Raw genomic sequence first — 23,782 nt, forward strand, 5'->3', positions numbered from 1 at the left:
CGTAAAGCGTGCTATTATGAGAAAGTAAATAAATTAAAATTGAGGTAAAGATAAAAATGGTTACATTACATGGAAAAGCACCGTATAAGACCGTTTTAATTCATGGCGGGCCTGGCGCAATAGGTTCTTTAAAAAACTGTGCAGAAGAATTAAGCAGACTGACCGAAAGAGGGATTGTTGAAGCATTGCAATCCCAGTATTCCATAGCCGAATTGATCGAAGAATTATATTTACAGATTATAGAATATTGTCAAGAAAAACCGACGTTAATTGGTCACTCATGGGGTGCATGGTTAGCTGCTTTATTTGCTGGAAAATATCCAAAGATGTGTAAAAACATTATCTTAGTTGGCTGCCCGCCACTTGCAGATAAATATGTCAGAGAAATATCTTTACGAAGATCGCAAAATCTTTCGGACGAAGAAAGTAAAATCTTTCAGAGAATGACAGATAATGTGGCTACTGATGAAGATATGAAAAAGATACCCAGTATTTTAGAAAAATCAGATAATTATTACCTCGAAAGTAGTGAAAAACTCATAGCAGACAAAGCAGATAATGAAATGTATAACAGAATTTGGAATGAGGCTGCGAAACTGAGAACCAATGGAGAGTTATTGACAGCATTTAAAAATATGCAGAGCAACCTATTTTTAATACAAGGAGTTTGTGACCCTCACCCTATAGAAGGAGTAATGAAACCGTTAGAAGAAAACGGTATTCCATGCAAAACTTATATTTTAGAAAAGTGCGGTCATAGTCCATTCATGGAGAAATATGCAAAAGAAAAATTTTATGATATTCTTCAAGATATTATATAACTCTTAGTTTGTATAACGATTGATAGGATTAGAATTTGTATGGAGGTATTAGCATAGATGAAAAGATATATTGCGTTTTTGCGCGGCATCAATATAAGCGGCAAAAACAAAGTGTCAATGGCAGAATTAAAGCAGGGCTTTGAAAGACTTGATTATACAGAGGTCAAAACCTATTTGAACAGCGGTAATGTAATTTTTTCAAGTGGTGAAACCGACATAATCAAGACTACAAGCCGGATTGAGGAAATGATTAAAAATCAGTTTAGTATAGATATTCCTGTCTTTGTCATATCAAAGGAAGAACTTGAAGATATTTTATATCATGCACCTGAATGGTGGGGAGATGAAAGTAAGAAGATTTATGACAATCTAATTTTTATTATGCCGCCTGCTACATTCAAAGATGTATATAATGAAATCGGAGAGCCTAAAGAGGGATTAGAAAGGATAGAGGAATACAAAAAAGCTGTATTCTGGTCTTTCAGTCGGAAAGATTATCAAAAAACAAATTGGTGGCCTAAAACGGCAAGCGCAAATATCAGTAGTAAATTGACGATAAGAACGGCGAATACAGTTAGAAAAATAGTTAGTATGTAATTGTTTTTCATATCCTGGTTTATAGAACTGAAAAAAATTGTGAGGAAAAAATGGAAGATAAGAAGATATTATTTGATAATATTGACAAAATTCATACAACTGAAATGGGAGTTGATAGAATTAAAAGAAACCTAAAAATAGATACAGAAGATGTTGCAGAGTATTGTATCAATAAGATTTTAGATAAAAATTGCAATATATACAAACAAGGTAAAAATTGGTATTGTGAGGCAGAAAATATCAAAATTACTATCAATTCATATAGCTATACAATTATCACAGCACATATTGTTAAGTAAATCTAAGTTTGTATAGCGGATAATAAAGCGGATTTAAGCTATAGAGGTGATATTTTGAAAAAGGCAATTTTATATATACACGGAAAAGATGGAAATGCTGACGAAGCAGAGCATTACAAAGTAATTTGCAGAGGATACGCTGTATTTGGTATGGACTATTGTTCTAAAACGCCGTGGAAAGCGAAAGAGGAGTTTCCTATTCTTTTTGATAAATTATGCGGAAAATGTGACTCGGTGATTCTTGCTGCAAATAGCATTGGCGCATTTTTGGCAATGAACGCTTTACAGAATAAGAATATAGAAAAAGCATTGTTCATATCTCCGATCGTAAATATGGAAAAACTGATTGGCGATATGATGGTATGGGCAAATATAACAGAGGCTGAACTTTGTGACAGAAAAGAAATACCGACACAATTTGGGGAAACGTTGTCTTGGGAGTATCTTTGCTATGTGAGGGAAAATCCCATTGATTGGAAGATACCGACTAATATTTTGTTTGGAGCAAAAGATAATTTAATTTCTTATAGTACGATATCTACGTTTGCAGATAAAATTGGTGCAGCCCTTACTATAATGGAGAATGGAGAGCATTGGTTTCATACAAATGAGCAAATTGAGTTTTTAGATAACTGGATAAGACATAATATTTGATAGATTGGAAGTTGAGGAGATGAAATAAAGTGAATGGTTTTTGCTTATTGTTTCCTTTTTTTGCAGTAAGATTCGGACTATTATCAATTATAAACAAGAGAGCCATACAGCGTGCGGGATATTTCGCACCAATACAAGAACGGGAAAAAATAGCATACTATATTTATCAGGCGGCAAATATAGGTTTATTTTTATATCTGCTTGTAACGACAGTAAAAATGGACTTTTCATTATACTTTTATTTGGGACTTGCTTGTTATTTTTTAGGTATTATTTTATGTGCTGTTTCCATAGTATGTTTTGCTTCTCCTAATGTTGAGGGGTTAAATATCAATGGGATTTATCAGTTCTCACGAAATCCAATGTATGTGAGTTATTTTATTTGTTTTATCGGTATGTCTTTACTAATACAGTCTTTGATATTGTTTGGAATAGTAATAATATTTCAAATTTCAGCTCATTGGATTATTCTTTCAGAAGAAAGATGGTGTATAGAAAAATTCGGTAAGAATTACAAAGAGTATATGAAAAAAGTGCGTCGATATATTTAGACAAACCACAGTTTGGCTGGTAAACAATGAACAGGGGGCTTTTTAGTTACAGAAGGACCCCTAAGCTATTTTGATTAAAGGTGATTTTGCAGTGTAACTATGTTAGAATAAATAGGTAATATGCTTTATGATATAAAGGAGTGAATGTGAATGAAGAAAGTAAAAATATGTTTTGTGTTACTGCTTGTATTCTGTCTTTTAAGCGGCTGTGTTTATTCACATAATTATGATAAAGAAGGAAATGAGATGAATAAATCCGAAATACAAGAGGCTGTAGAATCTATGAAAGAGGATATAAAAGAAGAAATAGAAAGCATGGCAGATGATGAATGAATACATACATAGAAAAGGGGAATCGCTATGGGATGTTTGGGAAATATATTGTGGTTTGTGTTTGGAGGCGCTATCAGTGGTTTGAGCTGGTGTTTTGCAGGGTGCCTCTGGTGCATTACGATAGTGGGAATACCAGTTGGAATGCAGTGCTTTAAAATTGCTTCGCTTAGCTTTTTCCCTTTTGGAAAAGAGGTTGTATATGGAGGCGGAGTGGGTTCACTGCTGCTGAATATTATCTGGCTGCTTGTATCAGGAATTTTTCTGGCAGCAGAACATGCAATTTTTGGCGTAGTACTTTGTATAACAATTGTTGGAATTCCATTTGGTTTACAGCAGTTTAAGCTGGCGAAGCTTGCCCTAATGCCATTCGGGGCAGAAGTACATTAATGGGAACATAAAAAAGCGAAGATAGCGTCGGTGTACACCGACGCTAAAGAGAGGTAAGAACCAATGGAAAGGAGCCGCCGATGAAAAAACAGATAAAGGCAGTATTTTTTGATATAGATGGAACACTGATTTCCCATAAAGAAGGAGAGGTGCCGCAGAGTACAAAAAATGCGTTGGAACAGCTCAGGAAGCAGAAAATAAAAGTGATTGCCGCAACAGGCAGGCATATGCTGGAATTAAAACAACTGCCACTAAACGATTTAAAGTTTGATGGATATGTTATTTTAAACGGGCAGCTTTGTCTGGATGCAGAAGAAAATGTTATTTATGATGAACCAATCTGCCGAGAAGGTGCAGATACTATGCTGACGGTGTTTGAACGTATGGAAATACCTGTGGCAGTTGTAGAAAAGGATAGAATTTATGTCAACTTTGTCAATGATCTTCTTAGGAAAAGACAAAAAGAGATTTCTAGTCCGGTTCCCAATGTGGACACCTATAAGGGAGGGAATATCTATCAGTTTGGCATATATGTGAATGAAGAAGAGATGAGAGAAATAGAAAAAGAGTTGAAATTCTGCCGGGCGACACAGTGGAATGACGCGGCGTATGACATTATTGCGGAAGGTGCAGGAAAGCAAAAAGGGATAGAAGAAGTATTGAAGAAATATGGCATTTCCAACGAAGAAATTATGGCATTTGGAGACGGGGAAAATGATATTGATATGCTAAAGTTCGCAGGAGTTGGAGTGGCAATGGGAAATGCAAACGGCAGAGTAAAACAGTATGCGGATTATGTAACGGACTGTGTAGAGCAGGATGGCATCAAGAAGGCGCTTCAATATTATGAGGTGATATAGAGGCTTGTTCTGTAGATCAAACAGTACTATACGAATCCGATATTGAAGGAGGACAGAGTATGGAACAGAGGATTCCATCCCATGAGACGTTTAGAATAGCGGCTCTGCTTGCGCTTGTAGGGGGATTTTTGGACGCCTATACATATCTTTTACGGGGAGGTGTATTTGCGAATGCCCAGACGGGAAATATAGTGCTGCTTGCAGTGAATATGGCACAAAAGCAGTGGACAAAGGCAGGATATTACCTGATTCCGATTGTAGCTTTTGCGGCAGGGGTATTTATGACAAATCTTTTGAGAGAGCAACTGAAAAAGAATGGCTTCTTAAAGTTTGAACACTGCATTTTGCTTTTCGAAGCAGGTCTTTTATTTTTCATTGGCTTTTTGCCGAAAGAATGTCCAGACGGAATTATCAATGTGACAATCTCTTTTATATGTTCATTGCAGGTGAATACGTTCAGAAAAGTAAGAGAAGTACCCTATGCTTCTACAATGTGCACAGGAAACTTACGTTCCGGCACAGAAAAGCTGTTTTTATTTATTGTAGAAAGAAATACAGAGGCAGGAAGGAGCTTTCTGCACTATTTTGGGATTATTCTGTTATTTATCATAGGTGCGGCAGCAGGAACCGGATTTGTCAGATGGCTTGGAATACAGAGTATATGGATGTGCTGCGCTGCGCTTCTTTTGGCTTCGCTGCTTATGCTGTTTGAAGACAGGCGGTAGAGTAGAAATGGGACTTTAAAAGACGGACTCCATTGATAAGAGAATGGAATCCGTCTTTTGTCCTTATACTGTGTAGATATATTTACTGCATTTTAGGCTGTGTCAGGATAGATTTTACATGTTCTATTTCCTGCTGTGTAGCTTTTTCAGCAGGAACATAGTAGCTTTTCTCCCGGGCATATTGATAAAGCTTCTCCTGCGACATTTCGCACTGGTTTCGAATCTGCTTTAAGCATTGCTTTAATTCTTTATTTTCTGTTTGAGGAATCATGTCTCCAAACATTTTCAGTTCTCCATTTACTCCGACCAGTGCATCGGATACCATTGTTTTATCATCCATTTTACGTTCACCTCACTTATAAAAATTTCATCAGCTCTTGTTTGTTTTTCATAGCGGAATCAGCGGCATCCTGAAATAGTTTTTTTGCCTCTGGATCCTGCGCATCTTTCGCATATTCTGTCATTTTGCAATGGGTTGTAGAGTATCCGCCTATGAGATGACGGAGATTCTGCAAATCAAGGATAGAAATATCAGACATAAGCACCCTCCTTTTAAATCTTTATTTTCGTAAACTAGTATGTCCAGATACTGTCATATTATAAGAGGAATAAAAAAGAATCTATTTGTCATATAAGGAAAATTTTCAGGAAGCGGCGCGGAAGATAAATTCCCCAAAGAGTTCCCGCATCTGAGGTGAAGTGCGGTACATACACTCCGGATGCCATTGTACACCGATTGCAAAAGGATGCTCTGAAAGTTCTACTGCTTCTATAGTTTTATCGGGAGCATGAGCGCATGCGGTAAGTCCTTGTCCTACTGTTTCTATGATTTGATGATGAAAACTGTTTACATAGAGGCTGGAACCGATACAATGCTTTAAACGGCTTCCCGATCTGGTAGTAATGCGATGGCTGACGTCGCTTCTTAAATCGGAATGCTGCATGTGATTGAAGACGGTACCAGACTTCAATGCTGTATCCTGGCAGATGGTTCCTCCGCAGGCAACATTGAACACTTGCATACCGCGGCAGATAGCAAAAAGGGGCTTCTTTGTTTTTAATATTTTTTTCATTAAGCGGATTTGAAATAAATCCAGAGTAATATCTGTCTGTCCAATGCCATTTCTTGGCTCTTGTCCGAAAAGAAGCGGTGTAATATCTCCGCCTCCGCAAAAGAGAAATCCATCGCAGAGCTGAATGTATTCTGCAAGAAGGCGATCGGAACGGACAAGGGGAAGAAGAAGCGGCAGACCTTTTGAATACCGGATAGACTGAATATAAGAGTTGGTTACAAACTGTCGGTTATTTTGAAATCCACAGATAACAATGCCGATTTTAGGTTCCATAAATCCTCCTTAAAACATATTTTTAAAATTCAAAACATAGTTGTATGATAGAGTATGTAAGAAAAAGGAAATTTATACCTTAAAGGGTATACCTTGTCAGGCGAAGCCTGCCGTCCCGAAGGGAATAAAATACGGTATGCCCTTTAGGGTATACCTTATCGGGCGAAGCCCGCCGTTCTGAAAGGAGTATATGAAAATGAAATTGATCGATATGCATTGTGATACTATCAGTGAATTGTATAAAAAAGGCAGATGTGAATCCTTTATGTGCAACCATTTGTGTGTGGATATAGAAAAGTTACAGAAGGCAGAAAGCCAGGCGCAGTTTTTAGCGTGTTTTGTAAATGTTGGAAAACCAGACGGCAAGAAGGGCAGATGGGAGAAAGGATTCAAAGAGGTACTGTCTATGATAGAACGGATACATGAAGAAGAGAGAGAAAATTTACGTTGTATCCGTTATGAAAAGGAACTGGAGAAAAACAGAAAGAATGAATGTATTTCTGGAATTATCACTGTGGAAGAGGGAGGGATTTTAAACGGAAAAATAGAAAGGGTGGATTGCCTGTATGAAAAAGGTGTGCGCCTTATCACACTGACCTGGAATTATGAAAACTGTATAGGGTATCCGAACAGTAAGAAGAAAAACGCGATGGAAAGAGGACTAAAACCATTTGGAAAAAGCGTGGTAGAGAGACTGAATCAGAAGGGAATCATAGTGGATGTGTCTCATTTATCTGACGGTGGTTTTTGGGACTGCATTAAATACAGCCGCGCTCCTATAGTGGCATCTCATTCCAATGCACGAGCACTGTGTCCGCATCCAAGAAATCTGTCAGATGAAATGTTAAAGAGGCTGGGAGATAGTGGTGGTGTGGCAGGAGTGAATTTTTATTCTCCTTTTTTGACAGAAAGAGGAAATGCCAGTGTTGAACATATTGCACAGCATGTTCTGTATATGCTGCAACATGCAGGGGAGGAAGCAGTCGCTTTTGGAACGGACTTTGACGGATTTGAAAGAACAGAACTGCCGGAAGGGATCGCGGGAATCCAGGATATGGGATATGTATGGGAGGTTATGAAAAACAAGGGGGTTTCAGAAAGGCAGTTGGATAAAATATGGTATAAAAATGTGAGGAGAATCTTGCATGATGTATGGAAATCAAAGTGACATTATGATAAAATAGAAAAGATAAAGTGTTTTAAGGCACAATGAGATAAGAGGAGGACTTAAATAGTGGAAAACAAAAGAATCATCCAGGTGGAAGAAAAGGTACCATTTAAAATGCTCGTACCTTTAAGTATTCAGCATATGTTTGCAATGTTCGGGGCATCTGTTCTCGTTCCATTCGTATTTGGAATCAATCCGGCAGTGGTATTGTTTATGAATGGAATCGGAACACTGCTCTTTATTTTTATCACGAAGGGAAAAGCACCCGCATATTTAGGCTCCAGCTTTGCATTCTTGGCGCCTGCAGGTATTGTAATCGAAAAATGGGGATATGACTATGCACTGGGAGGCTTTGTTGCCGTCGGATTCTGTGGATGTATTCTGGCTCTGATTATTTATAAATTCGGTTCCAAGTGGATTGATGTTGTGCTGCCGCCAGCCGCGATGGGGCCGGTAGTCGCTTTAATAGGACTGGAATTGGCAGGGACGGCTGCTTCCAATGCAGGGCTGACAGATAGCAGTATAGATATGAAAAATGTGGTGGTTTTTCTTGCGACGCTTTTGACAGCTGTGCTTGGTTCTGTTCTGTTTAGAAAATTCTTTGCAGTTATCCCTATTTTGATCGCAATTATTGTAGGATATGCAGCGGCAATTTTCTGCGGAATCGTAGATTTTAGTGAAGTAGCTACGGCTTCTGTATTCGCTGTTCCTAATTTTTCTCTTCCGAAATTTAAGTGGGAAGCAATTGTAATTATTCTTCCGGTTCTGCTGGTTATCGCGTCTGAACACATAGGACACCAGATTGTGACCAGCAAGATTGTAGGCAGAGACCTTCTGAAAAATCCAGGACTTCATCGTTCTTTGTTTGCGGATAATTTTTCGACGATGATCTCTGGTTTTATCGGATCAGTTCCAACGACGACTTATGGAGAGAATATCGGAGTGATGGCAATGACGAGAGTGTACAGCGTCTATGTGATAGCCGGAGCAGCGGTGTTGTCGATTATCTGTTCTTTTATTGGAAAGATGACGACGCTGATTAATACCATCCCGGGACCTGTTATCGGAGGGATTTCTTTTCTGCTGTATGGAATGATTGGAACTTCTGGTATCCGGATTCTGGTAGAATCAAAGGTAGACTACGGAAAATCTAGAAATATGGCGATGACTTCTGTGATATTCGTAACTGGACTGTCAGGTATTAAAGTACAGTTTGGAAGTATTCAGCTTACTGGTATGGTGCTTGCCTGTGTAGTAGGTATGCTTATGGGACTTCTGTTCTTCCTCCTGGATAAGGCAAAGTTGACGAACGACAGAGAAGAGGTATAAACAGTATAAGGATGTTTTAGAAGCTGTCAGATGGCTTTTGAAACATCCTTATTTTTTTGTATAATAGAAATTTCGATAAATTTCCTATTATACAAAAAGCCCTCCGGGCGGGGTGCTGCATGCCAGTGGCACGCGTTTAGCACCGACCGAAGCGGCAGCGGAGACTGCGCACGCCGCAATAAGGAAATTTTACCGCTTTGCGGTATTGCGGCGGCACGCAAAGTGGACAAGCCCTTCAAGAGTGAGGGGCAGGGGAGTTGAAGTGGGCTTGCCCACTTTGTTCTGCGAGCAGACTTGTAAAATCCTCATAATTTCTTAAGAATAGGTTATAAAAAATATAAAAAAGGGGGAATATAATCAAACCAAAGGAGGCAAAAAATGGACAAAAGAACATATTACAGAAAAAAGAGAAGGAAGCGAAGATTAAAGCGTACAGGCAGAATACTGCTTGTATGTATACTTCTGCTTGCTTTTGCCGGATGGGGAAAGCTCGTCGTCTATGACAAATGGCTGCAGGGAAATTCGATAGAGACTGCGTCCAATATAGGAGCAGGAAGCAAAATCAGTAATCGTGATACTCTGGAAGAATTAAAAGAAATGGCTAAGTCTGACGAGAGAATACAGGAAATATTAAAGCATACTGAACAATATCCAGAAGAACTTCTTGATATGTTGGCAGGCAATGAAGAGACAGCCGATTTTGTACTGCACTATCCAGAGAAAAAAGATACAGAGCCGGCGGAGGATGTCGGGGAGATTACAAAAGGAGAAATCCCTCTGCTTTTACAGTGGGATGAGCGTTGGGGATATACTGGATATGGAGACACTGTCCTGGCGGTCAGTGGCTGCGGCCCTACGGCGCTTGCTATGGTCGCCGCTGGGTTGACAGGAAATAGCAGCATTACACCCTGCGAGGTGGCACAGTATGCACAGAATAACGGGTATTATGCAGGAGAGAGTGGTACGAGCTGGCAGCTTATGACAGAAGGTGGATATGCATTCGGCGTTGCAGGAGAAGAGATTGGAGCCGATGAAGAAACGATTTTTACAGAGCTTGAGAACGGACATCCGATTATATGCAGTATGCGGCCAGGAGACTTTACGACAACAGGACATTTTATTGTGCTCACAGGCATAGAAGACGGAAAAATCAAAGTGAATGATTCTAACAGTGAAAAGCGCAGCAGCAAACTGTGGGAGTATGATGAAATAAAATATCAGATTCAGAATCTGTGGGCGTTTACTGCGGTTTGAAAAGTTTCGTAACAGCTATGCTAAAAATGTTAAAAAAGCAGGCGGGGTATTTCCCCGCCTGTGTTTATTGCTGATTTTTACTTTCCTGCATTTTCATGGCGCGCACCTTCAATGGAAGTCCGAACAGATTGATAAAGCCTTCCGCGTCATGGTGGTCGTAAAGTTCTCCGGTTGTGAAGCTTGCCAGAGATTCACTGTACAAAGAGTAAGGAGAAGTCTCTCCTGCTTTGATAATATTGCCTTTATACAGCTTGAATTTTACTTCCCCGGTCACATACTGCTGTGTCACGTCCACAAATGCCTGAATTGCTTCGCGCAGCGGAGTGAACCACTTTCCTTCATATACAATCTGTGCAAATTTATTTCCCAGATCTTTCTTTACTTCGTATGTAGCGCGGTCGAGTACCAGTTCTTCCAACTGTTCATGGGCTGCCATGAGGATTGTACCTCCTGGTGTCTCGTACACTCCACGGGATTTCATTCCTACGACACGGTTCTCTACAATGTCAATGATTCCGATTCCATGCTTGCCGCCGAGGGCATTGAGTTCTGTAATAATTTCAGAAACTTTCATTTCTTTGCCATTCAAAGTCTTTGGAACACCTGCCTCAAAGGTCATAGTTACATATTCGCCTTCTTCCGGCGCTTTTTCCGGTGTTACGCCAAGAACGAGCAGATCGTCATAATTGGGCTCATTTGCCGGATCTTCCAGTTCCAGCCCTTCATGGCTGATATGCCATAGGTTGCGGTCACGACTGTAGCTGTGTTTTGCGTCGAAGGGAAGGTCAATTCCATGCTGTTTGCAGTATGCGATCTCTTCCTCACGTGACTGCATAGTCCATACATCTGTCATACGCCAAGGGGCAATGATTTTGATGTCAGGTGCCAGCGCTTTGATTCCAAGTTCGAAACGAATCTGGTCATTTCCTTTTCCGGTCGCGCCGTGGCAGATAGCAACAGCGCCTTCTTTTCTTGCAATTTCAACTAATTTTTTTGCAATGACCGGTCGCGCCATAGAGGTGCCGAGCAGATATTTGTTTTCATAGACAGCTCCGGCTTTTACACAGGGCATAATATAGTCATCACAGAATTCATCGACAATATTTTCAATATATAATTTAGAAGCACCTGATAATTTTGCTCTTTCCTCCAGCCCGTCTAATTCTTCTCCCTGTCCGCAGTCGATACAGCAGCAGATTACTTCATAATCAAAATTCTCCTTTAACCAAGGGATGATGGCAGTAGTGTCAAGACCACCGGAATACGCTAAAACAACTTTTTCTTTACTCATTTCATTTGCCTCCTAATCTATCTTTATTAAACGAAACAGTTTTTCAAAATTCCGGTAATGACCGGATTGCTGTTTTGTCTTAATGAACTAACACATACTATACACTAAATTTTATAATTATGCAATAGAAAATATAAAATTACGAAAAAATGTGTAACAGTTCAGCCCGCGCCATTCGTAAAACCGCACTGCGTGCTTATCGTGGCTGCCGCCACCGTTTTACTCATTGATAAGCGCTTAAGCTTATACAGATGTACGCTCGCAAAAACATGCAGGCATGTTTTATGCTTCCCGCACACTGTGTGGCTGAACTGTTACAAAAATGTATAATATGCATATTAAAATGCATAAAAATAACATTTATTCAGGAAATGTTATGAATACAACAAAAATAAAAATTAACTATTGGTTAAATAAAATTATGCAAATTAACAAAGAATCTATATAAAAATCTGTTTTCCTCTGCTATTCTTTTTATATACAAAGGAGGCGGGTCAATGATGAAGATACATGAAAATATCAGGAAAAAGCGAAAGGAAAAAGGCATGACGCAGGAGGAGCTGGCATCCTATCTGGGTATATCCACGCCGGCAGTCAATAAATGGGAGAAGGGACTTAGTTTCCCGGACATTACATTTCTTCCCTGTCTGGCAGCTCTTTTTAATATGAGTGTAGATGATTTACTTGGCTATGAACCACAGCTTACCAAAGAGGAAATACGCGCTGTATACAGGAAAATGTCTGCAAGATTTTCAAAGGAACCATTTGAGGCGGTAATGGAGGATTTACAGGACTATATGAAAAAATATGCTGCCTGCTTTCCGTTTCTATACCAGATGGCAGCTCTGCTTTTAAATTATTATACTTTGTCAAAAAATCCGCAGGAGACAATGGCATATATTATCAGCCTGGCAGATAAGGTGGAGAAAGAGTCCGGGGACGTGTATCTTGCAAGGGATGCCAGAGAGATGAAGCTGATTTGCTATCTGCAGATGGGAGATGCGCAGGAGGTGCTGGAGATGACAGACGAAACCATTCGTCCGTTGAGCCAGGAATATTTTTGTATCGCAGCGGCATGGGAGATGAAGGGCAATACAGGAAAAGCAAAAGAGATCATGCAGGTGTGCGCCTATCAGCACTTGATTCTTTTACTGGCGTATACAACCGGACTGATTAGGCTGGAAAAGGCATATTCCAGGCAGGCGGAAGAAATGATAGAGCGAAACGATAAGCTGATTGAATTATTTTCTATGCAAAAGCTGCAGTTTAATGAGACAGAGAAGTTTTATCTGACGGCAGCAGTATATTACTGTGTCTGCGGAAAAAAAGAAGAGGCGCTGCATATGCTGGATAAGTATGTTGCCTGTGCGGTACGCCAGGAATATCCGCTTAGACTGCATGGAGATACGTATTTTGACTGTATCGACAGATGGATAGAAGAACTGACACTTGGCGAAGATGCTCCCAGAAGTGAACAGATGATAAAAGAATCCCTGAACCATGAGCTTTCCAACCCTGCGTTTGACTGCCTAAAGGGGGAGAAAAAATTTGAAAACCTAAAAGAAAAACTGAAAACACATTTATGAGAGACAAGGAGGCAGATACAATGAATTTAGAAATGATTTTAGAGTACCTTCCGGTGCTTCTTCCGATTATTATAATAGAATGGATACTGGCGATTACAGCATTGGTACATGTGGTCAGACACCCCCATTACCGTTTTGGAAATAAAGTTGTCTGGATATTGATTGTACTGTTTATACAGATTATCGGGCCAGTTGTGTATTTTGCATTTGGAAGGGGAGAGGAAGAATGAATATTCTTGAGGCAGAAGGACTGAAAAAACAGTTTGGCAGCCATAAGGTGCTGGAGGATGTATCTATGTATGTCCCAGAACACTGTATATACGGATTCCTTGGAAAAAACGGGGCAGGCAAGACAACCACTATGAAGATGATACTAGGGCTTCTTAAACCAGATGAGGGCAGTATCCGTGTGATGCAGGAAACAGTAGAATACGGCGAGACGAAAACGAACCGCTATATCGGATATCTGCCGGATGTGCCGGAGTTTTACAGTTATATGAATGCAGAGGAATATTTGCAGTTCTGCGGGAGAATCAGCGGTATGTCCGGCGGACAGTTAAAAAAGAAAATAAAAGAACTGCTGGAGATGACAGGACTTGCAGGGGTAAAAAAGAGAACAGGACAGTTTTCACGCGGAATGAAGCAAAGATTGGGAATTGCACAGGCACTGTTAAACGATCCAAAGCTATTGATCTGCGACGAACCAACTTCGGCGTTGGATCCGGTGGGAAGAAAGGAAATTTTAGACATCATGGCGGCTGTCAGAGAAAGGACGACGGTGATTTTTTCTACCCATGTTCTCTCGGATGTAGAGAGGATATGCGACAGGGTTGCAATATTAAATGAAGGGAGGATTATTATAGAAGGGGAGTTGGAGCAGGTAAGAGAAACACATGGGACAAGAGGGCTTCTGGCAGAATTTTTGGAGGAAGAAAATCTGGTAAGATTTCTTAAGAAAGCAGGGCTTGAAAAGAACAAAGCAGAGATCACAGAGAGGCAGATTACAATATACGAGGAGCATCCAGAGAGAGAAATCATGCGGTGGATGGAAGTGATGCAGGAGGAAGAAATCTGTCCGATCCGGTTGGAAATGATACAGCCGTCTCTGGAGAAGGTATTTATGGAGGCAATACAATGAAGAAAAACAGCAAGGAGGCAGAACGATGAAAGGATATACTGCATTTGTTAAAAAAGAGTGGATAGAATCAATCCGGACATACCGTTTTCTAATTTTAGGAATGGTCTTTCTCCTGCTGGCCTGTCTTAGCCCAATCAGCGCCAGATATATGCCCGAAATCATCCATGCATTTATGCCATCTGGAATGGAGATGAAACTTGCCGATCCAGTGGCGGCGGATGCCTGGCTTCAGTTTTTTAAGAATTTTTCCCAGATCGGGTTCTTTGTGACGGTTATACTGTACAGCACAGTGATGTCAAATGAATATACCAGGGGAACACTGATTCCTGTTTTGGCAAAAGGGCTGCCGAGAAAATATGTGATATTGGCAAAATTTACCTGTGCATGCTTGTCTGTCACAGCTCTCTATCTAATCTGTGCCGGAATCTGCGCCGCATATACATGGTTTTTCTGGGGAGAGGCAGTGTATATCGAAGGGGTGTTTGCCGCCCTTTTGGGAATGTGGCTGTTTTCTGTGCTGCTTTTATCCATGGTTATGTTAGGAAGTGTTTTATTCCATTCCTCTTATGGCTGCCTGCTTTTTACAGGAGGAGCCGTTGTGATACAGATGATTGCAGGCATGATTCCAAAAGCGACAAAATTTTTGCCGGTGGGACTGATAACAGACAGTACGGAAATCCTAAACGGACATATACAGACGGGGACGATTGCATGGCAGATGGGCATTACCGTTTTGGCGGCGCTTCTTCTTCTGGTAGCATCTGTGCTGGTGTTTGACAGAAAGAAACTGTGATTTTTAATATATTTTCTGAAAGGTGGGCGGACACATTTCCGCCCATTTTTTGCATCAGATGCTCTACAATCGACAATCCAAGCCCGGAACCTGTGCTGTGCCGGGCAGTATCCGCCTTATAGAAACGTTCAAAAAGGCGTTCTGTATCGATTTGTATACCTGTGGGGACGAAATTGGCAAAAGTAAGGGAAGCCCCCTCCTGGATAATAGAGAGGGTCTGCTCACCATAGGTGAGTGCATTTTTCAATAAGTTAGAAAAGACTCTGCGTATCCCCTCCTCATTTCCATATACAAGCAGAGACTCCTGCGGATATTGCAGATCCAGAAGAAGTCCCGCGCATGCAATACGGTCATAGAAGGAGGCGAGAAGATCGCATAAGACAGGATAGGGAGCAATGGGGGTTAAATTAAGTTCATATTCCTCCTGTGTCACTTTCGTATATAGAAATAGTTCATCTAAAAGTGTTTCCAGATCTTTTAAACGGTTCTGTATAATGTTCAGATAATATTCTGCTTTCTGCGGATCGTTTGCATGCCTTATTAGTTGAGACTCACTATCCTGAAGGGCATGCGTTGTAGTGTATCCCAGGGAACGCTTTAGCAATTCTACATATCCGCAAGCGCCGGTTAAGGGGGTGCGGATATCATGGGAAATACAGGAAATTGTATATTTTAACTCCTTCCCCGCTGCCTGTTGCTTTACATATGCCTTCTGTTCTTTTGTAAGGCGTGTATTGAAGGCACGACACAGCCGTTTGAAGCCTGGTGTGCGCACGCTCAGCGTGAGGCGTAAGTTGCTGCCGGTTTCGGTTTCTTCTAATTCTTCTGTCCATTTTCGGATTTGCAGATGGATCCGTACCAGATAAGAAAAGAGCAATAATAAAAGTAACGATAAAATGAGAACCGGCAGCATAAATAAAACCTCCTAAATATCTTTTTTCTGTAGGATGAAGATGGACAAAACCAGCCATACAAAAGTCCAGACTAAGCCGGTGCCAACGCAAAGGGAAAACTTCTCTGCTGTGACAGGGAAGGAAATGTCCTGTATGCATCCATAGAGTGTAAAATCATATGGGATAAAATCAAGCTTCAGAGCCGTTGTGATGCTGTCGATAATCGTCAGGACAGTACCGCTGGCAAGGAGCAGCGCAGCGCCGACAGAGACAGCCTTATTCCGGAACAGGACAGACACAAAGGTCAGCATGGCAGAAAAGCCGCCTCCTGTCAGCCAGAAAATCAAGGTGAATTTGGCGTATTCTTCTAAAGGAGTCTCCCTAAATGGCAGACCGAACATATGGCAGAATAGTATAAATTCTCCGATTAAAAATAAAATAAAAACGAGAGAAACGCTCTGCATAGCAATCCATTTGCTGAGTACATAGGTAAATCGTCTGTTCCTGAGAGAAAAAATATTTTTCGCGAATCCACTGTCAAAATCGGAGCAGATAAACAGAGAGGTCAGGACTGCAATGATGATGAAAAAGAATCCTCCTCGGAATATTGTAGTAGAGAGAATGTCAATGGCGGGGATTTTAGCGTATGCAGCGGCAAGCTGCTCCCCGGTCATTTCTTCTCCGTTCATCATAAAAACGGCTCCGCCTGCTTCTATAGAAGAACGCATTTGTTCGTCGATGGAAAGCTTGAATATAAAAAGGAAACCGGCGATAGTGACAAGTAAAATCAGAAGGCAGATATAAATAGATTTACTTTTTAATATTCTTCTGAAATCCATGCGCATCATATCAAACATGCTCCTCACCTCCCATCAGATTCAAGAAATAGGACTCTAAATCCTGCTGATGACGGTATAATTCCTGTATAGAAATACCACCTTCTAAGAAAGTCTGGCTGACAAGCTGCGGATCGCAGGGAGCATAAATATGGATTTCTCCGTCCGGATATATTTTATAGTCAGTAAGTGAAAGCTGTTCCTCTAAGAGAACGGAAGCAGACTTCGTGTCGCTGACTTTTACAAGAAGATAATCCCGACAGTTTTTTGCGAGATCCTCCGCAGGAAGCTGCTGTATCATTTGGCCGTCTTTAATGATTCCGTAGCGGGACGCGATCTTGCTTAATTCTCCTAAGATATGGGAACTGATGATGATGGTGATTCCGCGCTCTTCATTTAAGCTTACCAGCATGGAACGAATTTCCCGTATTCCTTCTGGATCCAGTCCGTTTATAGGTTCATCCAGGATGAGAAGATCTGGATTGCCGAGCAGCGCGAGGGCTATGCCGAGACGCTGCTTCATTCCCATCGAAAAATGCTTTGTCTTTTTCTTTCCAACGTCTGCAAGTCCGGTAAAGGACAATAGCTCCTCTGTCTTTTGCGCTGCATCGACAAGTCCTAAGCATTTGGCTTTCAGCAGCATATTTTCTCTTGCGGAGAGACTTGGATACAGTCCGGCATTTTCTATCAGCATTCCGGTACGTTTGCGGACGGTGTCATTTTTGACAGTCTTGCCGAACAGACGGATATCCCCTGCCGTAGGCGCGGCAAGTCCGCATATCATTTTCAAGGTAGTGGATTTTCCGGCTCCATTTCTTCCGATAAAACCGTAAATATCTCCTTTTTGTACAGTCATATCCAGATGATCTACGGCTCTTTTTCTGCCATAGACTTTAGATATAGACGATAATTCTACTACATTCATATTCTGTAATCCTCCTTTGCATGTTAAGGCTATTATGCGGCATAAGTTTACAGAAATCGCAAAGAAAGGTTTAAGAAAGTTTAAAGCCGATTCCCCATACGGTCTGTATATAGTCTTCCGCGCAGCATGCTTTTAGCTTAGAACGTATATTGCTGATATGGACATTGATGGTTTTGTCTTCAATCGCATACATCTCTCCCCAGACAGATTCGTAAATTTCCTGTTTGGTAAATACCTTTGTAGGTCTTTGCATGAGCAGAGCCAGAATATCAAATTCATGTGCAGTCAGCTCCACCGGCTGCCCGCCTGCGAGCAGTCGGCGGGAATCTAAGTCGATTGTCCATTGCTTATATTCCAGAAGACGGGGAGAAAAGGTATCTGCCTTGTGCCGGAGCTGTACATGGATACGGGCGAGCAGCTCTTCTAGTTCAAAGGGCTTGGTCAGATAATCATCTGCCCCTCCTGCGAGCAGCTCTACTTTATCTCCAAGCGCGCTTCTGGCAGATAAGACAATGACGGGAATCTTGCTGGTGTTTCGAATTTCCTGAAGAAGTGCCTCCCCTGAAATACCAGGGAGCATTAAATCCATAATAATCAGACTGAAATTAGATTGCAGATTCCAGACCAGACGGCCTTCTGTGCCAGAAAAGGCTTGTACGGCCTGAAACTGGTTTTCTATTAAAAATTCATAGATCATATTGTTGATGTCTGTGTCATCTTCGATAATCAGTATTTTTGGCATATTTATTTACTCCTTTTCCTGCTTAGGGGTTTTTGTTAGATTCTACTCCATATAAAAGAAGATTGGCAATATAATTTCCATTATGCAGGGAAATTTCTATTGTACCGTTATATTTTTGTACCGTTCGGCTTACATTTTTAAGACCGGTTCCCAGAGGCGGAACTTCTGTCAGGGAAGGGGCAGGATTTTCTATGTGGATAAAAAGGGAGGTACTCTGGTACAAAATAGAAAACGTCAGCCGCTTGTCTGCACCGGACTCAGATAAGAGCGCGGCCTTCGCATTATCCAGAAGGTTCCCGAAGATAACTACCATGTCAGAAAAGGGCAAAATAAGTCCGGAAGGTACAGCCAGTTCAGATACACAGGTGATGCCGGCTCTTTTTAATTCTTTTAGTTTCAGATTCAGAATGGAATCTAAGTGCGAATTTCCAGTGTGAATCAAGACTTCTGTTTCCTCTAATTTTCCAGTAATGTCAGATACATACTGAAGCAGTTCTTCTTTTTGATTGTTCTCATAGAGAAGGGCAGCAGTGCGGAAATGGTTTTTCATATCATGGCGTATACTGCTGATTTCTTTGAAATTTTCCTCTAGTTCCCTGTAATGTTGCTCTTGCAGTCGCGTCTGTGAAGAAAGAAGTGCATACTCTGTTTCTTTTACAGTGAAAAGGCTGAATCTGCGGTACAGCTCAAAGGTGAGTAGATTGATAGAAAGAAAGAGCAGTTGTAGTACAAAATGCAGCAGGCTTGAGAGTGTCCTGTCAGTATCAATGGCGCTGCTTAAGAAGATAAGCAGTATAGGGGAGGCAACAAGAGTGCAAAGAGGGATGGCAAACAGAAGCAAAAGAAGCCGCAGAGGAATGTCTGTGGAAATTTGCCGGCAAAGCTTTAAACATAGAAAGAGCAGCGCCCATAATCCTATGTGATAGAGCAGGAGGTAGAAAAGTGCCAGGGATAGTTTGGGCAGCACATTTGTGATGTCGTTTAAAGCAAGAAGGTAGAGTAGATTCACTGTTGCCAGGCAGAAGGAAAATAAAGCTTTTTTACGTCGGGAGCCGGGATAAAAGGGCAGCAGAAGAAAACTGGCAGGAACTACCAGATAGGTACATCCGTAGGAAGGAAAAATCCAGTGGGTAAACACCAGCATGGACAAGACAGCCAGGGCAAACAGTGTATAGGCTGTTTTTCTATATTTTTGTATTTTTCCATAGAGACGATTCATCAGTTCGATCAATATACACCCCTCCACTGTACAAAGAAATATATCTGTGAAAAAATCGTAGAGAGGATATGTAATAAGAATACGATTCATTTTCCAATTCTCCATTTGAGATAGTGAAGATGTTTTTGACGCACCATTGCTTTTAGCCGCCTGCTGATGGGAATCATGTGTCCGGACTGTAGAAGAATAGAGGTATCTGTGACAGTCTGGATGTATTCCATATTTACCAGATAAGAATGGTGCGGCATAACAAAGAGGGTTTCATCCAGTGTGTCGGCAAGGGCGCTGATTTTTCCATAGAAACGGTAGGTTTCCTTACTGGTTACAAGGACAATTTGCCTGAGTGCAGACTCAAAGTAATAAATATCTGAAAATGGTATCTGCCAGACATCGCGCTTGATATGGAAGGTAAACAGTTGATTCTGGCTGTCTAAATGGCGGTATGCCGCATAAAGTACTTGAAAAAAGGAAGCCTTTTCCACAGGTTTCGTAAGAAAACGAAAAGGAAGTACTTCAAATACCTGCCATACATACTCTTTGTAGTCTGTAACGAAAATCAGCAGTGCATAAGGGTTTCTTGTGCGTATCTGGGAGGCTGTCTCAATTCCATTGATACCAGGAAGTGATATATCCAGAAAATAGATCTGGTAAGAAGAAACGTTTTTATCCTGGTATTTCAACAGCTCCTCGCCGGAAGAAAAAATATCATACTGCGGATGTGCGGCAGCTTCCTCTAAATATTCTTCGAATTGTTTTTGCACAGCCGGATTGTCTTCACATACTGCAATTTGAAACATTATTTTCCTCCTTCTTAATCCATTCGTTTTATTATATCACAATCGGATTCGTTTGTGGTATACTGTCAGAGGAGGAGTGTCAGATACATATGCAGAAGATAGAGCTACCAAATGATTGTTTTCGGATTGAACAAATATGCGAGTCAGGACAGTGCTTTCGTCTGGATAAAACAGAGGAGGACATCTATGAGGTCATAGCAGGCGGCAGGTATTTGAAGATGAAGCAGTACTCTGACAAGACAGACCTTTATTGTACAAAAAAAGAATATGAAGTATTCTGGAAAACCTATTTTGATTTAGAGGTCAGATACCAGGATTATATCGATTCTATAGAGAAACAGGATATATATCTGAAAAAAGCGGCAGAGTTTGGCTCAGGTATTCGGATTCTCAAACAGGATGTATGGGAGATGATTGTGTCTTTTATTCTTTCACAGCAGAATAATATTCCGCGGATCAAGCGCTTGATTCAGGCGCTTTGCAGCCGGTACGGGGAGGAGAAAAAAAGTCCGGAGGGCAAAATATACCATACATTTCCAACGGCGCGGCGGCTGTCCGAAGTTTCGGAGGAAGAATTCAGAACAATGAAGTTAGGATACAGAAGCCGCTATTTAAAGGAGACAGCATGTGCTGTAGCACAAGGCAAAGTCTTGCTGGAAAATCTTGAAGAGCTCAAATACGCGGATGCGAAAAAGGAACTGATGAAGCTGTGCGGGATCGGGGCAAAGGTGGCAGACTGTATTTGCCTGTTTGCCCTTCATAAGATGGATGCATTTCCAGTAGATACTCATATACATAAAGTGCTGGAACAGGAGTATAAAACAGGATTTCCGTTTGCGCGGTATAGTGGATTTGCCGGAGTAATGCAGCAGTATATTTTTTATTATGATTTGAAAAAAGGAAGGGATGCTATATGAATGTATTGATCGTGGTAGATATGCAAAATGACTTTATCGACGGTGCTTTGGGAACAAAAGAAGCATGCGAGCTGGTGCCTAAGCTTACAGAACAGATTAAAAATTTTGACGGTCTGGTCTTGGCGACAAGAGATACCCATAGGGAAGACTATCTGGATACGATGGAAGGGAAAAAGCTTCCGGTGGTACATTGCGTAAAAGGCACAGAAGGCTGGGAGCTGCACTCTGAGATTGTAAAGGCAATGAAAGAGCAGGCAGAGAAACGTACAGCAGATAAAAAAGCTGTATTTGAGAGGTCAATGTTTGACAAACCAACCTTTGGAAGCATAGAACTTGGGCAGTATCTGGAGGGAGTAAAAGAAAGAGGCGGCAAAATAGACTGTATTACGCTGGCGGGAGTCTGTACAGATATCTGTGTGATTTCCAACGCGCTTCTTATCAAGGCGTTTTTGCCGGAGACTAAGATACAGGTAGATGCGTCCCTGTGCGCTGGAGTGACGGTAAAAAGCCATAAGACAGCGCTTCAGGCTATGAAAGCATGTCAGATAAATGTAATAAATGAAGAAAAGGAGAAAGAATAGGTATGGAAAATTTTTTGTATTATACGCCGACAAAGGTTGTGTTTGGGAAAGGAACAGAAAAGCAGATTGGTACTCTTGTAAAGGAATATAACTGCAAGAAAGTATTGGTGCATTATGGCAGTGGAAGTGTGAAAAAAAGCGGGCTTCTGGACAGAATCTATGCTTCTTTGGACGAAGCCGGAATTTCCTATATCTCATTGGGAGGCGTTGTGCCGAATCCCAGATTGTCACTTGTATATGAAGGGATTGCTCTGTGCAAGAGGGAAGAGGTAGATTTCATCCTCGCCGTAGGCGGGGGCAGTGTGATTGATTCTGCAAAGGCAATTGGCTACGGAGTCACAAATGAAGGAGACGTATGGGATTTCTATGAGAAAAAACGGGAACCAAAGAATTGTCTGCCGATCGGTGTAGTTTTGACTATTGCAGCGGCAGGCTCAGAGATGAGCAATTCCTCTGTTATCACAAATGAGGATGGATGGAAGAAAAGAGGCTGTAATAATGACTGCTGTCGTGCAAAGTTTGCGGTGATGAATCCGGAACTTACCATGACTTTGCCAGCCTATCAGACAGCGTGCGGATGTGTGGATATTATGATGCATACAATGGAACGGTATTTTAACCAGGTGGAAAATATGGAGCTGACGGACGGGTTTAGTGAACATCTGATCCGCACTGTTATGAAAAATGCAAAAATTCTGAAAGAAGATCCAGAGAATTATAATGCGCGGGCAGAAGTGATGTGGGCCGGAAGTCTCGCGCACAATGGGCTCATGGGGTGCGGAACAGACGGAGGCGACTGGGCAAGCCACCAGCTAGAGCATGAGCTGGGAGGAATGTTTGATGTAGCGCATGGCGCAGGGCTTGCAGCCGTATGGGGAAGCTGGGCGCGGTATGTTATGGATGCACGTCCGGAGCGCTTTGCACAGTTCGCGCAGAATGTCATGCAGGTGGAGCAGGGGGAAGATGCTGCCAAGACTGCGCAAAAGGGAATTGAGGCGATGGAGGATTTTTATCGTTCCATCGATATGCCGGTGTCGATACAGGAGCTGGGGGTTACTCTTACGGAGGAACAGATACAGGAATTGGCGGATAAATGTAGTTTTTATGAAAAACGTACGATCGGCTGTGTAAAAAAATTAGACAGGGAAGACATTTATAAGATCTATCAGGCGGCAAGATAGAAAAGGAGGAAGAAAAGATGGAAGCTACTTTATATGATTTGAAGAACAGAAGAAGCGTCAGAAAATATAAAACAGAGCAGATTAAAAAAGAAGAGCTGGAAAAGATACTGGAGGCAGGCACATATGCTCCTACGGGTATGGGAATACAGTCTCCGAAGATCGTAGTCGTCCAGGACAAAGAGACGATTTCAAAACTGTCAAAGCTAAACGCTAAGTTCGAGCCAGGCAGCGAAGAAGAGGATACCTTTTACGGGGCGCCGACAGTTCTTATTGTGCTGGCTGATAAAAGCCGCCCTACCTATGTAGAGGACGGAAGCCTCGTTATGGGGAACCTGTTAAATGCAGCGTATGCGCTGGGCGTAGGCTCCTGCTGGATTCACAGGGCAAAAGAGATGTTCGAAGCAGAGGAAGGAAAAGAACTGCTGAAAGCATGGGGGCTTGACGCAGAGAAATATGCAGGAATTGGAAACTGTATATTAGGTTATGCAGATGAGGAGGCAGCGCCGGCAGAGCCTCGCAAATCAGATTATATTGTATTTGTATAGAAAGAGAAAAAGGA

At 41.5% G+C, this 23,782-nt stretch carries 30 protein-coding genes; 20 read left to right on the top strand and 10 right to left on the bottom strand.

The genetic code is table 11. The features are described from left to right. Window positions 1-56 precede the first annotated feature (56 nt). From H8S37_RS00435 to H8S37_RS00475, 9 genes are all read left to right on the top strand, one after another. A complete protein-coding gene (locus H8S37_RS00435) occupies window positions 57-821 on the top strand; it encodes an alpha/beta hydrolase (protein WP_186874097.1) in 765 nt (254 codons plus the stop codon). Between the two features lie 57 nt (window positions 822-878). Then, window positions 879-1,418 (top strand): DUF1697 domain-containing protein, encoded by a 540-nt coding sequence (locus H8S37_RS00440; protein ID WP_186874098.1) that lies wholly within the window; start codon window positions 879-881, stop codon window positions 1,416-1,418. A 50-nt stretch (window positions 1,419-1,468) separates the two neighbouring features. Continuing rightward, window positions 1,469-1,717 carry a DUF3781 domain-containing protein gene (locus H8S37_RS00445; protein WP_186874099.1) on the top strand — a complete coding sequence of 83 codons (249 nt, stop codon included), beginning with the start codon at window positions 1,469-1,471 and terminating at the stop codon, window positions 1,715-1,717. A gap of 54 nt (window positions 1,718-1,771) precedes the next feature. Next, the gene (locus H8S37_RS00450) at window positions 1,772-2,371 is read left to right on the top strand and encodes an alpha/beta hydrolase (RefSeq protein ID WP_186874100.1); all 600 of its coding nucleotides are present in this window, start codon (window positions 1,772-1,774) and stop codon (window positions 2,369-2,371) included. A gap of 29 nt (window positions 2,372-2,400) precedes the next feature. Then, window positions 2,401-2,922: a methyltransferase family protein gene (locus H8S37_RS00455; protein WP_186874101.1), complete on the top strand. Its 522-nt coding sequence runs from the start codon at window positions 2,401-2,403 to the stop codon at window positions 2,920-2,922. Between the two features lie 150 nt (window positions 2,923-3,072). Next, the gene (locus tag H8S37_RS00460) at window positions 3,073-3,255 is read left to right on the top strand and encodes a hypothetical protein (RefSeq protein WP_186874102.1); all 183 of its coding nucleotides are present in this window, start codon (window positions 3,073-3,075) and stop codon (window positions 3,253-3,255) included. A 27-nt stretch (window positions 3,256-3,282) separates the two neighbouring features. Beyond that, window positions 3,283-3,642 (top strand): YccF domain-containing protein, encoded by a 360-nt coding sequence (locus H8S37_RS00465; RefSeq protein WP_186874103.1) that lies wholly within the window; start codon window positions 3,283-3,285, stop codon window positions 3,640-3,642. Between the two features lie 80 nt (window positions 3,643-3,722). Next, entirely contained in the window at window positions 3,723-4,502 is a 780-nt protein-coding gene (locus tag H8S37_RS00470; protein ID WP_186874104.1) for an HAD family hydrolase, read from the top strand. Between the two features lie 59 nt (window positions 4,503-4,561). Beyond that, window positions 4,562-5,227, top strand: a complete 666-nt coding sequence (locus tag H8S37_RS00475) for a YoaK family protein (RefSeq protein ID WP_186874105.1) — start codon at window positions 4,562-4,564, stop codon at window positions 5,225-5,227. Between the two features lie 82 nt (window positions 5,228-5,309). Here the strand turns inward: H8S37_RS00475 and H8S37_RS00480 are convergent, their stop codons facing one another. The 3 genes from H8S37_RS00480 to H8S37_RS00490 all read right to left on the bottom strand — a co-directional run bounded on the left by H8S37_RS00480 (window position 5,310) and on the right by H8S37_RS00490 (window position 6,573). Continuing rightward, window positions 5,310-5,567 (bottom strand): spore coat protein, encoded by a 258-nt coding sequence (locus H8S37_RS00480; RefSeq protein ID WP_186874106.1) that lies wholly within the window; start codon window positions 5,565-5,567, stop codon window positions 5,310-5,312. 16 nt (window positions 5,568-5,583) lie between these two features. Then, on the bottom strand, window positions 5,584-5,766 hold the full coding sequence (locus H8S37_RS00485; RefSeq protein WP_186874107.1) for a hypothetical protein: 183 nt from the start codon (window positions 5,764-5,766) through the stop codon (window positions 5,584-5,586). Between the two features lie 105 nt (window positions 5,767-5,871). Continuing rightward, window positions 5,872-6,573, bottom strand: coding sequence for a gamma-glutamyl-gamma-aminobutyrate hydrolase family protein (locus tag H8S37_RS00490; RefSeq protein ID WP_186874108.1), 702 nt, complete (start codon window positions 6,571-6,573; stop codon window positions 5,872-5,874). Between the two features lie 196 nt (window positions 6,574-6,769). Between H8S37_RS00490 and H8S37_RS00495 the strand changes: the two genes are divergently transcribed. The 3 genes from H8S37_RS00495 to H8S37_RS00505 all read left to right on the top strand — a co-directional run bounded on the left by H8S37_RS00495 (window position 6,770) and on the right by H8S37_RS00505 (window position 10,324). After that, window positions 6,770-7,741 carry a dipeptidase gene (locus H8S37_RS00495; RefSeq protein WP_186874109.1) on the top strand — a complete coding sequence of 324 codons (972 nt, stop codon included), beginning with the start codon at window positions 6,770-6,772 and terminating at the stop codon, window positions 7,739-7,741. A 66-nt stretch (window positions 7,742-7,807) separates the two neighbouring features. Next, window positions 7,808-9,070, top strand: a complete 1,263-nt coding sequence (gene uraA / locus H8S37_RS00500) for a uracil permease (RefSeq protein WP_186874110.1) — start codon at window positions 7,808-7,810, stop codon at window positions 9,068-9,070. Between the two features lie 378 nt (window positions 9,071-9,448). Beyond that, complete coding sequence (locus tag H8S37_RS00505; protein ID WP_243207024.1) at window positions 9,449-10,324, top strand: C39 family peptidase; 876 nt, start codon at window positions 9,449-9,451, stop codon at window positions 10,322-10,324. Window positions 10,325-10,388: 64 nt separating this feature from the next. Here the strand turns inward: H8S37_RS00505 and H8S37_RS00510 are convergent, their stop codons facing one another. Further along, window positions 10,389-11,615: an argininosuccinate synthase gene (locus H8S37_RS00510; protein ID WP_186874111.1), complete on the bottom strand. Its 1,227-nt coding sequence runs from the start codon at window positions 11,613-11,615 to the stop codon at window positions 10,389-10,391. Between the two features lie 497 nt (window positions 11,616-12,112). Here H8S37_RS00510 and H8S37_RS00515 point away from each other — a divergent pair, with 497 nt between their 5' ends. The 4 genes from H8S37_RS00515 to H8S37_RS00530 are packed head-to-tail and all read left to right on the top strand — an operon-like array spanning window position 12,113 to window position 15,132. Continuing rightward, window positions 12,113-13,201, top strand: a complete 1,089-nt coding sequence (locus H8S37_RS00515; RefSeq protein ID WP_186874112.1) for a helix-turn-helix domain-containing protein — start codon at window positions 12,113-12,115, stop codon at window positions 13,199-13,201. A 20-nt stretch (window positions 13,202-13,221) separates the two neighbouring features. Then, a complete protein-coding gene (locus H8S37_RS00520; RefSeq protein WP_186874113.1) occupies window positions 13,222-13,431 on the top strand; it encodes a PLD nuclease N-terminal domain-containing protein in 210 nt (69 codons plus the stop codon). Next, window positions 13,428-14,339, top strand: a complete 912-nt coding sequence (locus H8S37_RS00525; protein ID WP_186874114.1) for an ABC transporter ATP-binding protein — start codon at window positions 13,428-13,430, stop codon at window positions 14,337-14,339. The genes H8S37_RS00520 and H8S37_RS00525 overlap by 4 nt, the downstream gene beginning before the upstream one ends. A gap of 25 nt (window positions 14,340-14,364) precedes the next feature. Next, the gene (locus H8S37_RS00530; RefSeq protein WP_186874115.1) at window positions 14,365-15,132 is read left to right on the top strand and encodes an ABC transporter permease; all 768 of its coding nucleotides are present in this window, start codon (window positions 14,365-14,367) and stop codon (window positions 15,130-15,132) included. On the opposite strand, the gene H8S37_RS00535 is transcribed toward H8S37_RS00530, so the two are convergent. The 6 genes from H8S37_RS00535 to H8S37_RS00560 form a co-directional block, all read right to left on the bottom strand. Continuing rightward, window positions 15,065-16,045 (bottom strand): sensor histidine kinase, encoded by a 981-nt coding sequence (locus H8S37_RS00535; protein WP_186874116.1) that lies wholly within the window; start codon window positions 16,043-16,045, stop codon window positions 15,065-15,067. The genes H8S37_RS00530 and H8S37_RS00535 overlap by 68 nt on opposite strands. Before the next feature lie 12 nt (window positions 16,046-16,057). After that, window positions 16,058-16,882, bottom strand: a complete 825-nt coding sequence (locus tag H8S37_RS00540; protein ID WP_186874117.1) for an ABC-2 transporter permease — start codon at window positions 16,880-16,882, stop codon at window positions 16,058-16,060. After that, complete coding sequence (locus H8S37_RS00545) at window positions 16,875-17,786, bottom strand: ABC transporter ATP-binding protein (RefSeq protein ID WP_186874118.1); 912 nt, start codon at window positions 17,784-17,786, stop codon at window positions 16,875-16,877. Before H8S37_RS00545 ends, H8S37_RS00540 begins: the two co-directional genes overlap by 8 nt. A gap of 70 nt (window positions 17,787-17,856) precedes the next feature. Further along, on the bottom strand, window positions 17,857-18,528 hold the full coding sequence (locus H8S37_RS00550) for a response regulator transcription factor (RefSeq protein WP_186874119.1): 672 nt from the start codon (window positions 18,526-18,528) through the stop codon (window positions 17,857-17,859). Window positions 18,529-18,550: 22 nt separating this feature from the next. Further along, window positions 18,551-19,837, bottom strand: coding sequence for a sensor histidine kinase (locus H8S37_RS00555; protein ID WP_186874120.1), 1,287 nt, complete (start codon window positions 19,835-19,837; stop codon window positions 18,551-18,553). Then, complete coding sequence (locus H8S37_RS00560) at window positions 19,834-20,544, bottom strand: LytR/AlgR family response regulator transcription factor (protein WP_186874121.1); 711 nt, start codon at window positions 20,542-20,544, stop codon at window positions 19,834-19,836. Before H8S37_RS00560 ends, H8S37_RS00555 begins: the two co-directional genes overlap by 4 nt. Window positions 20,545-20,633: 89 nt before the next feature. Between H8S37_RS00560 and H8S37_RS00565 the strand changes: the two genes are divergently transcribed. Genes H8S37_RS00565 through H8S37_RS00580 form a run of 4 tightly spaced genes read left to right on the top strand, consistent with a single transcriptional unit; the run spans window position 20,634 to window position 23,768 of the window. Further along, entirely contained in the window at window positions 20,634-21,461 is an 828-nt protein-coding gene (locus tag H8S37_RS00565; protein WP_186874122.1) for a DNA-3-methyladenine glycosylase family protein, read from the top strand. After that, on the top strand, window positions 21,458-22,042 hold the full coding sequence (locus H8S37_RS00570; protein WP_186874123.1) for a cysteine hydrolase family protein: 585 nt from the start codon (window positions 21,458-21,460) through the stop codon (window positions 22,040-22,042). The genes H8S37_RS00565 and H8S37_RS00570 overlap by 4 nt, the downstream gene beginning before the upstream one ends. A gap of 2 nt (window positions 22,043-22,044) precedes the next feature. Continuing rightward, entirely contained in the window at window positions 22,045-23,223 is a 1,179-nt protein-coding gene (locus tag H8S37_RS00575; protein WP_186874124.1) for an iron-containing alcohol dehydrogenase, read from the top strand. A gap of 17 nt (window positions 23,224-23,240) precedes the next feature. Continuing rightward, on the top strand, window positions 23,241-23,768 hold the full coding sequence (locus H8S37_RS00580; RefSeq protein WP_186874125.1) for a nitroreductase: 528 nt from the start codon (window positions 23,241-23,243) through the stop codon (window positions 23,766-23,768). Window positions 23,769-23,782: the final 14 nt, after the last annotated feature.

The sequence above is a fragment of the Mediterraneibacter hominis genome (assembly GCF_014287475.1).
Classification (GTDB): Bacteria; Bacillota; Clostridia; order Lachnospirales; family Lachnospiraceae; genus Mediterraneibacter; species Mediterraneibacter hominis.

Bases quoted from the DNA above. Each gene is read 5' to 3' on its own strand.
- H8S37_RS00525 (WP_186874114.1), top strand. From the start codon at position 13,428: ATGAATATTCTTGAGGCAGAAGGACTGAAAAAACAGTTTGGCAGCCAT.
- H8S37_RS00460 (WP_186874102.1), top strand. From the start codon at position 3,073: ATGAAGAAAGTAAAAATATGTTTTGTGTTACTGCTTGTATTCTGTCTT.
- H8S37_RS00550 (WP_186874119.1), bottom strand. From the start codon at position 18,528: ATGCCAAAAATACTGATTATCGAAGATGACACAGACATCAACAATATG.
- H8S37_RS00515 (WP_186874112.1), top strand. From the start codon at position 12,113: ATGATGAAGATACATGAAAATATCAGGAAAAAGCGAAAGGAAAAAGGC.
- H8S37_RS00470 (WP_186874104.1), top strand. From the start codon at position 3,723: ATGAAAAAACAGATAAAGGCAGTATTTTTTGATATAGATGGAACACTG.
- H8S37_RS00485 (WP_186874107.1), bottom strand. From the start codon at position 5,766: ATGTCTGATATTTCTATCCTTGATTTGCAGAATCTCCGTCATCTCATA.
- H8S37_RS00530 (WP_186874115.1), top strand. From the start codon at position 14,365: ATGAAAGGATATACTGCATTTGTTAAAAAAGAGTGGATAGAATCAATC.
- H8S37_RS00495 (WP_186874109.1), top strand. From the start codon at position 6,770: ATGAAATTGATCGATATGCATTGTGATACTATCAGTGAATTGTATAAA.
- H8S37_RS00480 (WP_186874106.1), bottom strand. From the start codon at position 5,567: ATGGATGATAAAACAATGGTATCCGATGCACTGGTCGGAGTAAATGGA.
- H8S37_RS00575 (WP_186874124.1), top strand. From the start codon at position 22,045: ATGGAAAATTTTTTGTATTATACGCCGACAAAGGTTGTGTTTGGGAAA.
- H8S37_RS00555 (WP_186874120.1), bottom strand. From the start codon at position 19,837: ATGAATCGTATTCTTATTACATATCCTCTCTACGATTTTTTCACAGAT.
- H8S37_RS00520 (WP_186874113.1), top strand. From the start codon at position 13,222: ATGAATTTAGAAATGATTTTAGAGTACCTTCCGGTGCTTCTTCCGATT.
- H8S37_RS00465 (WP_186874103.1), top strand. From the start codon at position 3,283: ATGGGATGTTTGGGAAATATATTGTGGTTTGTGTTTGGAGGCGCTATC.
- H8S37_RS00440 (WP_186874098.1), top strand. From the start codon at position 879: ATGAAAAGATATATTGCGTTTTTGCGCGGCATCAATATAAGCGGCAAA.
- H8S37_RS00505 (WP_243207024.1), top strand. From the start codon at position 9,449: ATGGACAAAAGAACATATTACAGAAAAAAGAGAAGGAAGCGAAGATTA.
- H8S37_RS00570 (WP_186874123.1), top strand. From the start codon at position 21,458: ATGAATGTATTGATCGTGGTAGATATGCAAAATGACTTTATCGACGGT.
- H8S37_RS00475 (WP_186874105.1), top strand. From the start codon at position 4,562: ATGGAACAGAGGATTCCATCCCATGAGACGTTTAGAATAGCGGCTCTG.
- H8S37_RS00565 (WP_186874122.1), top strand. From the start codon at position 20,634: ATGCAGAAGATAGAGCTACCAAATGATTGTTTTCGGATTGAACAAATA.
- H8S37_RS00510 (WP_186874111.1), bottom strand. From the start codon at position 11,615: ATGAGTAAAGAAAAAGTTGTTTTAGCGTATTCCGGTGGTCTTGACACT.
- H8S37_RS00580 (WP_186874125.1), top strand. From the start codon at position 23,241: ATGGAAGCTACTTTATATGATTTGAAGAACAGAAGAAGCGTCAGAAAA.
- H8S37_RS00560 (WP_186874121.1), bottom strand. From the start codon at position 20,544: ATGTTTCAAATTGCAGTATGTGAAGACAATCCGGCTGTGCAAAAACAA.
- H8S37_RS00445 (WP_186874099.1), top strand. From the start codon at position 1,469: ATGGAAGATAAGAAGATATTATTTGATAATATTGACAAAATTCATACA.
- H8S37_RS00540 (WP_186874117.1), bottom strand. From the start codon at position 16,882: ATGTTTGATATGATGCGCATGGATTTCAGAAGAATATTAAAAAGTAAA.
- H8S37_RS00435 (WP_186874097.1), top strand. From the start codon at position 57: ATGGTTACATTACATGGAAAAGCACCGTATAAGACCGTTTTAATTCAT.
- H8S37_RS00490 (WP_186874108.1), bottom strand. From the start codon at position 6,573: ATGGAACCTAAAATCGGCATTGTTATCTGTGGATTTCAAAATAACCGA.
- H8S37_RS00535 (WP_186874116.1), bottom strand. From the start codon at position 16,045: ATGCTGCCGGTTCTCATTTTATCGTTACTTTTATTATTGCTCTTTTCT.
- H8S37_RS00545 (WP_186874118.1), bottom strand. From the start codon at position 17,786: ATGAATGTAGTAGAATTATCGTCTATATCTAAAGTCTATGGCAGAAAA.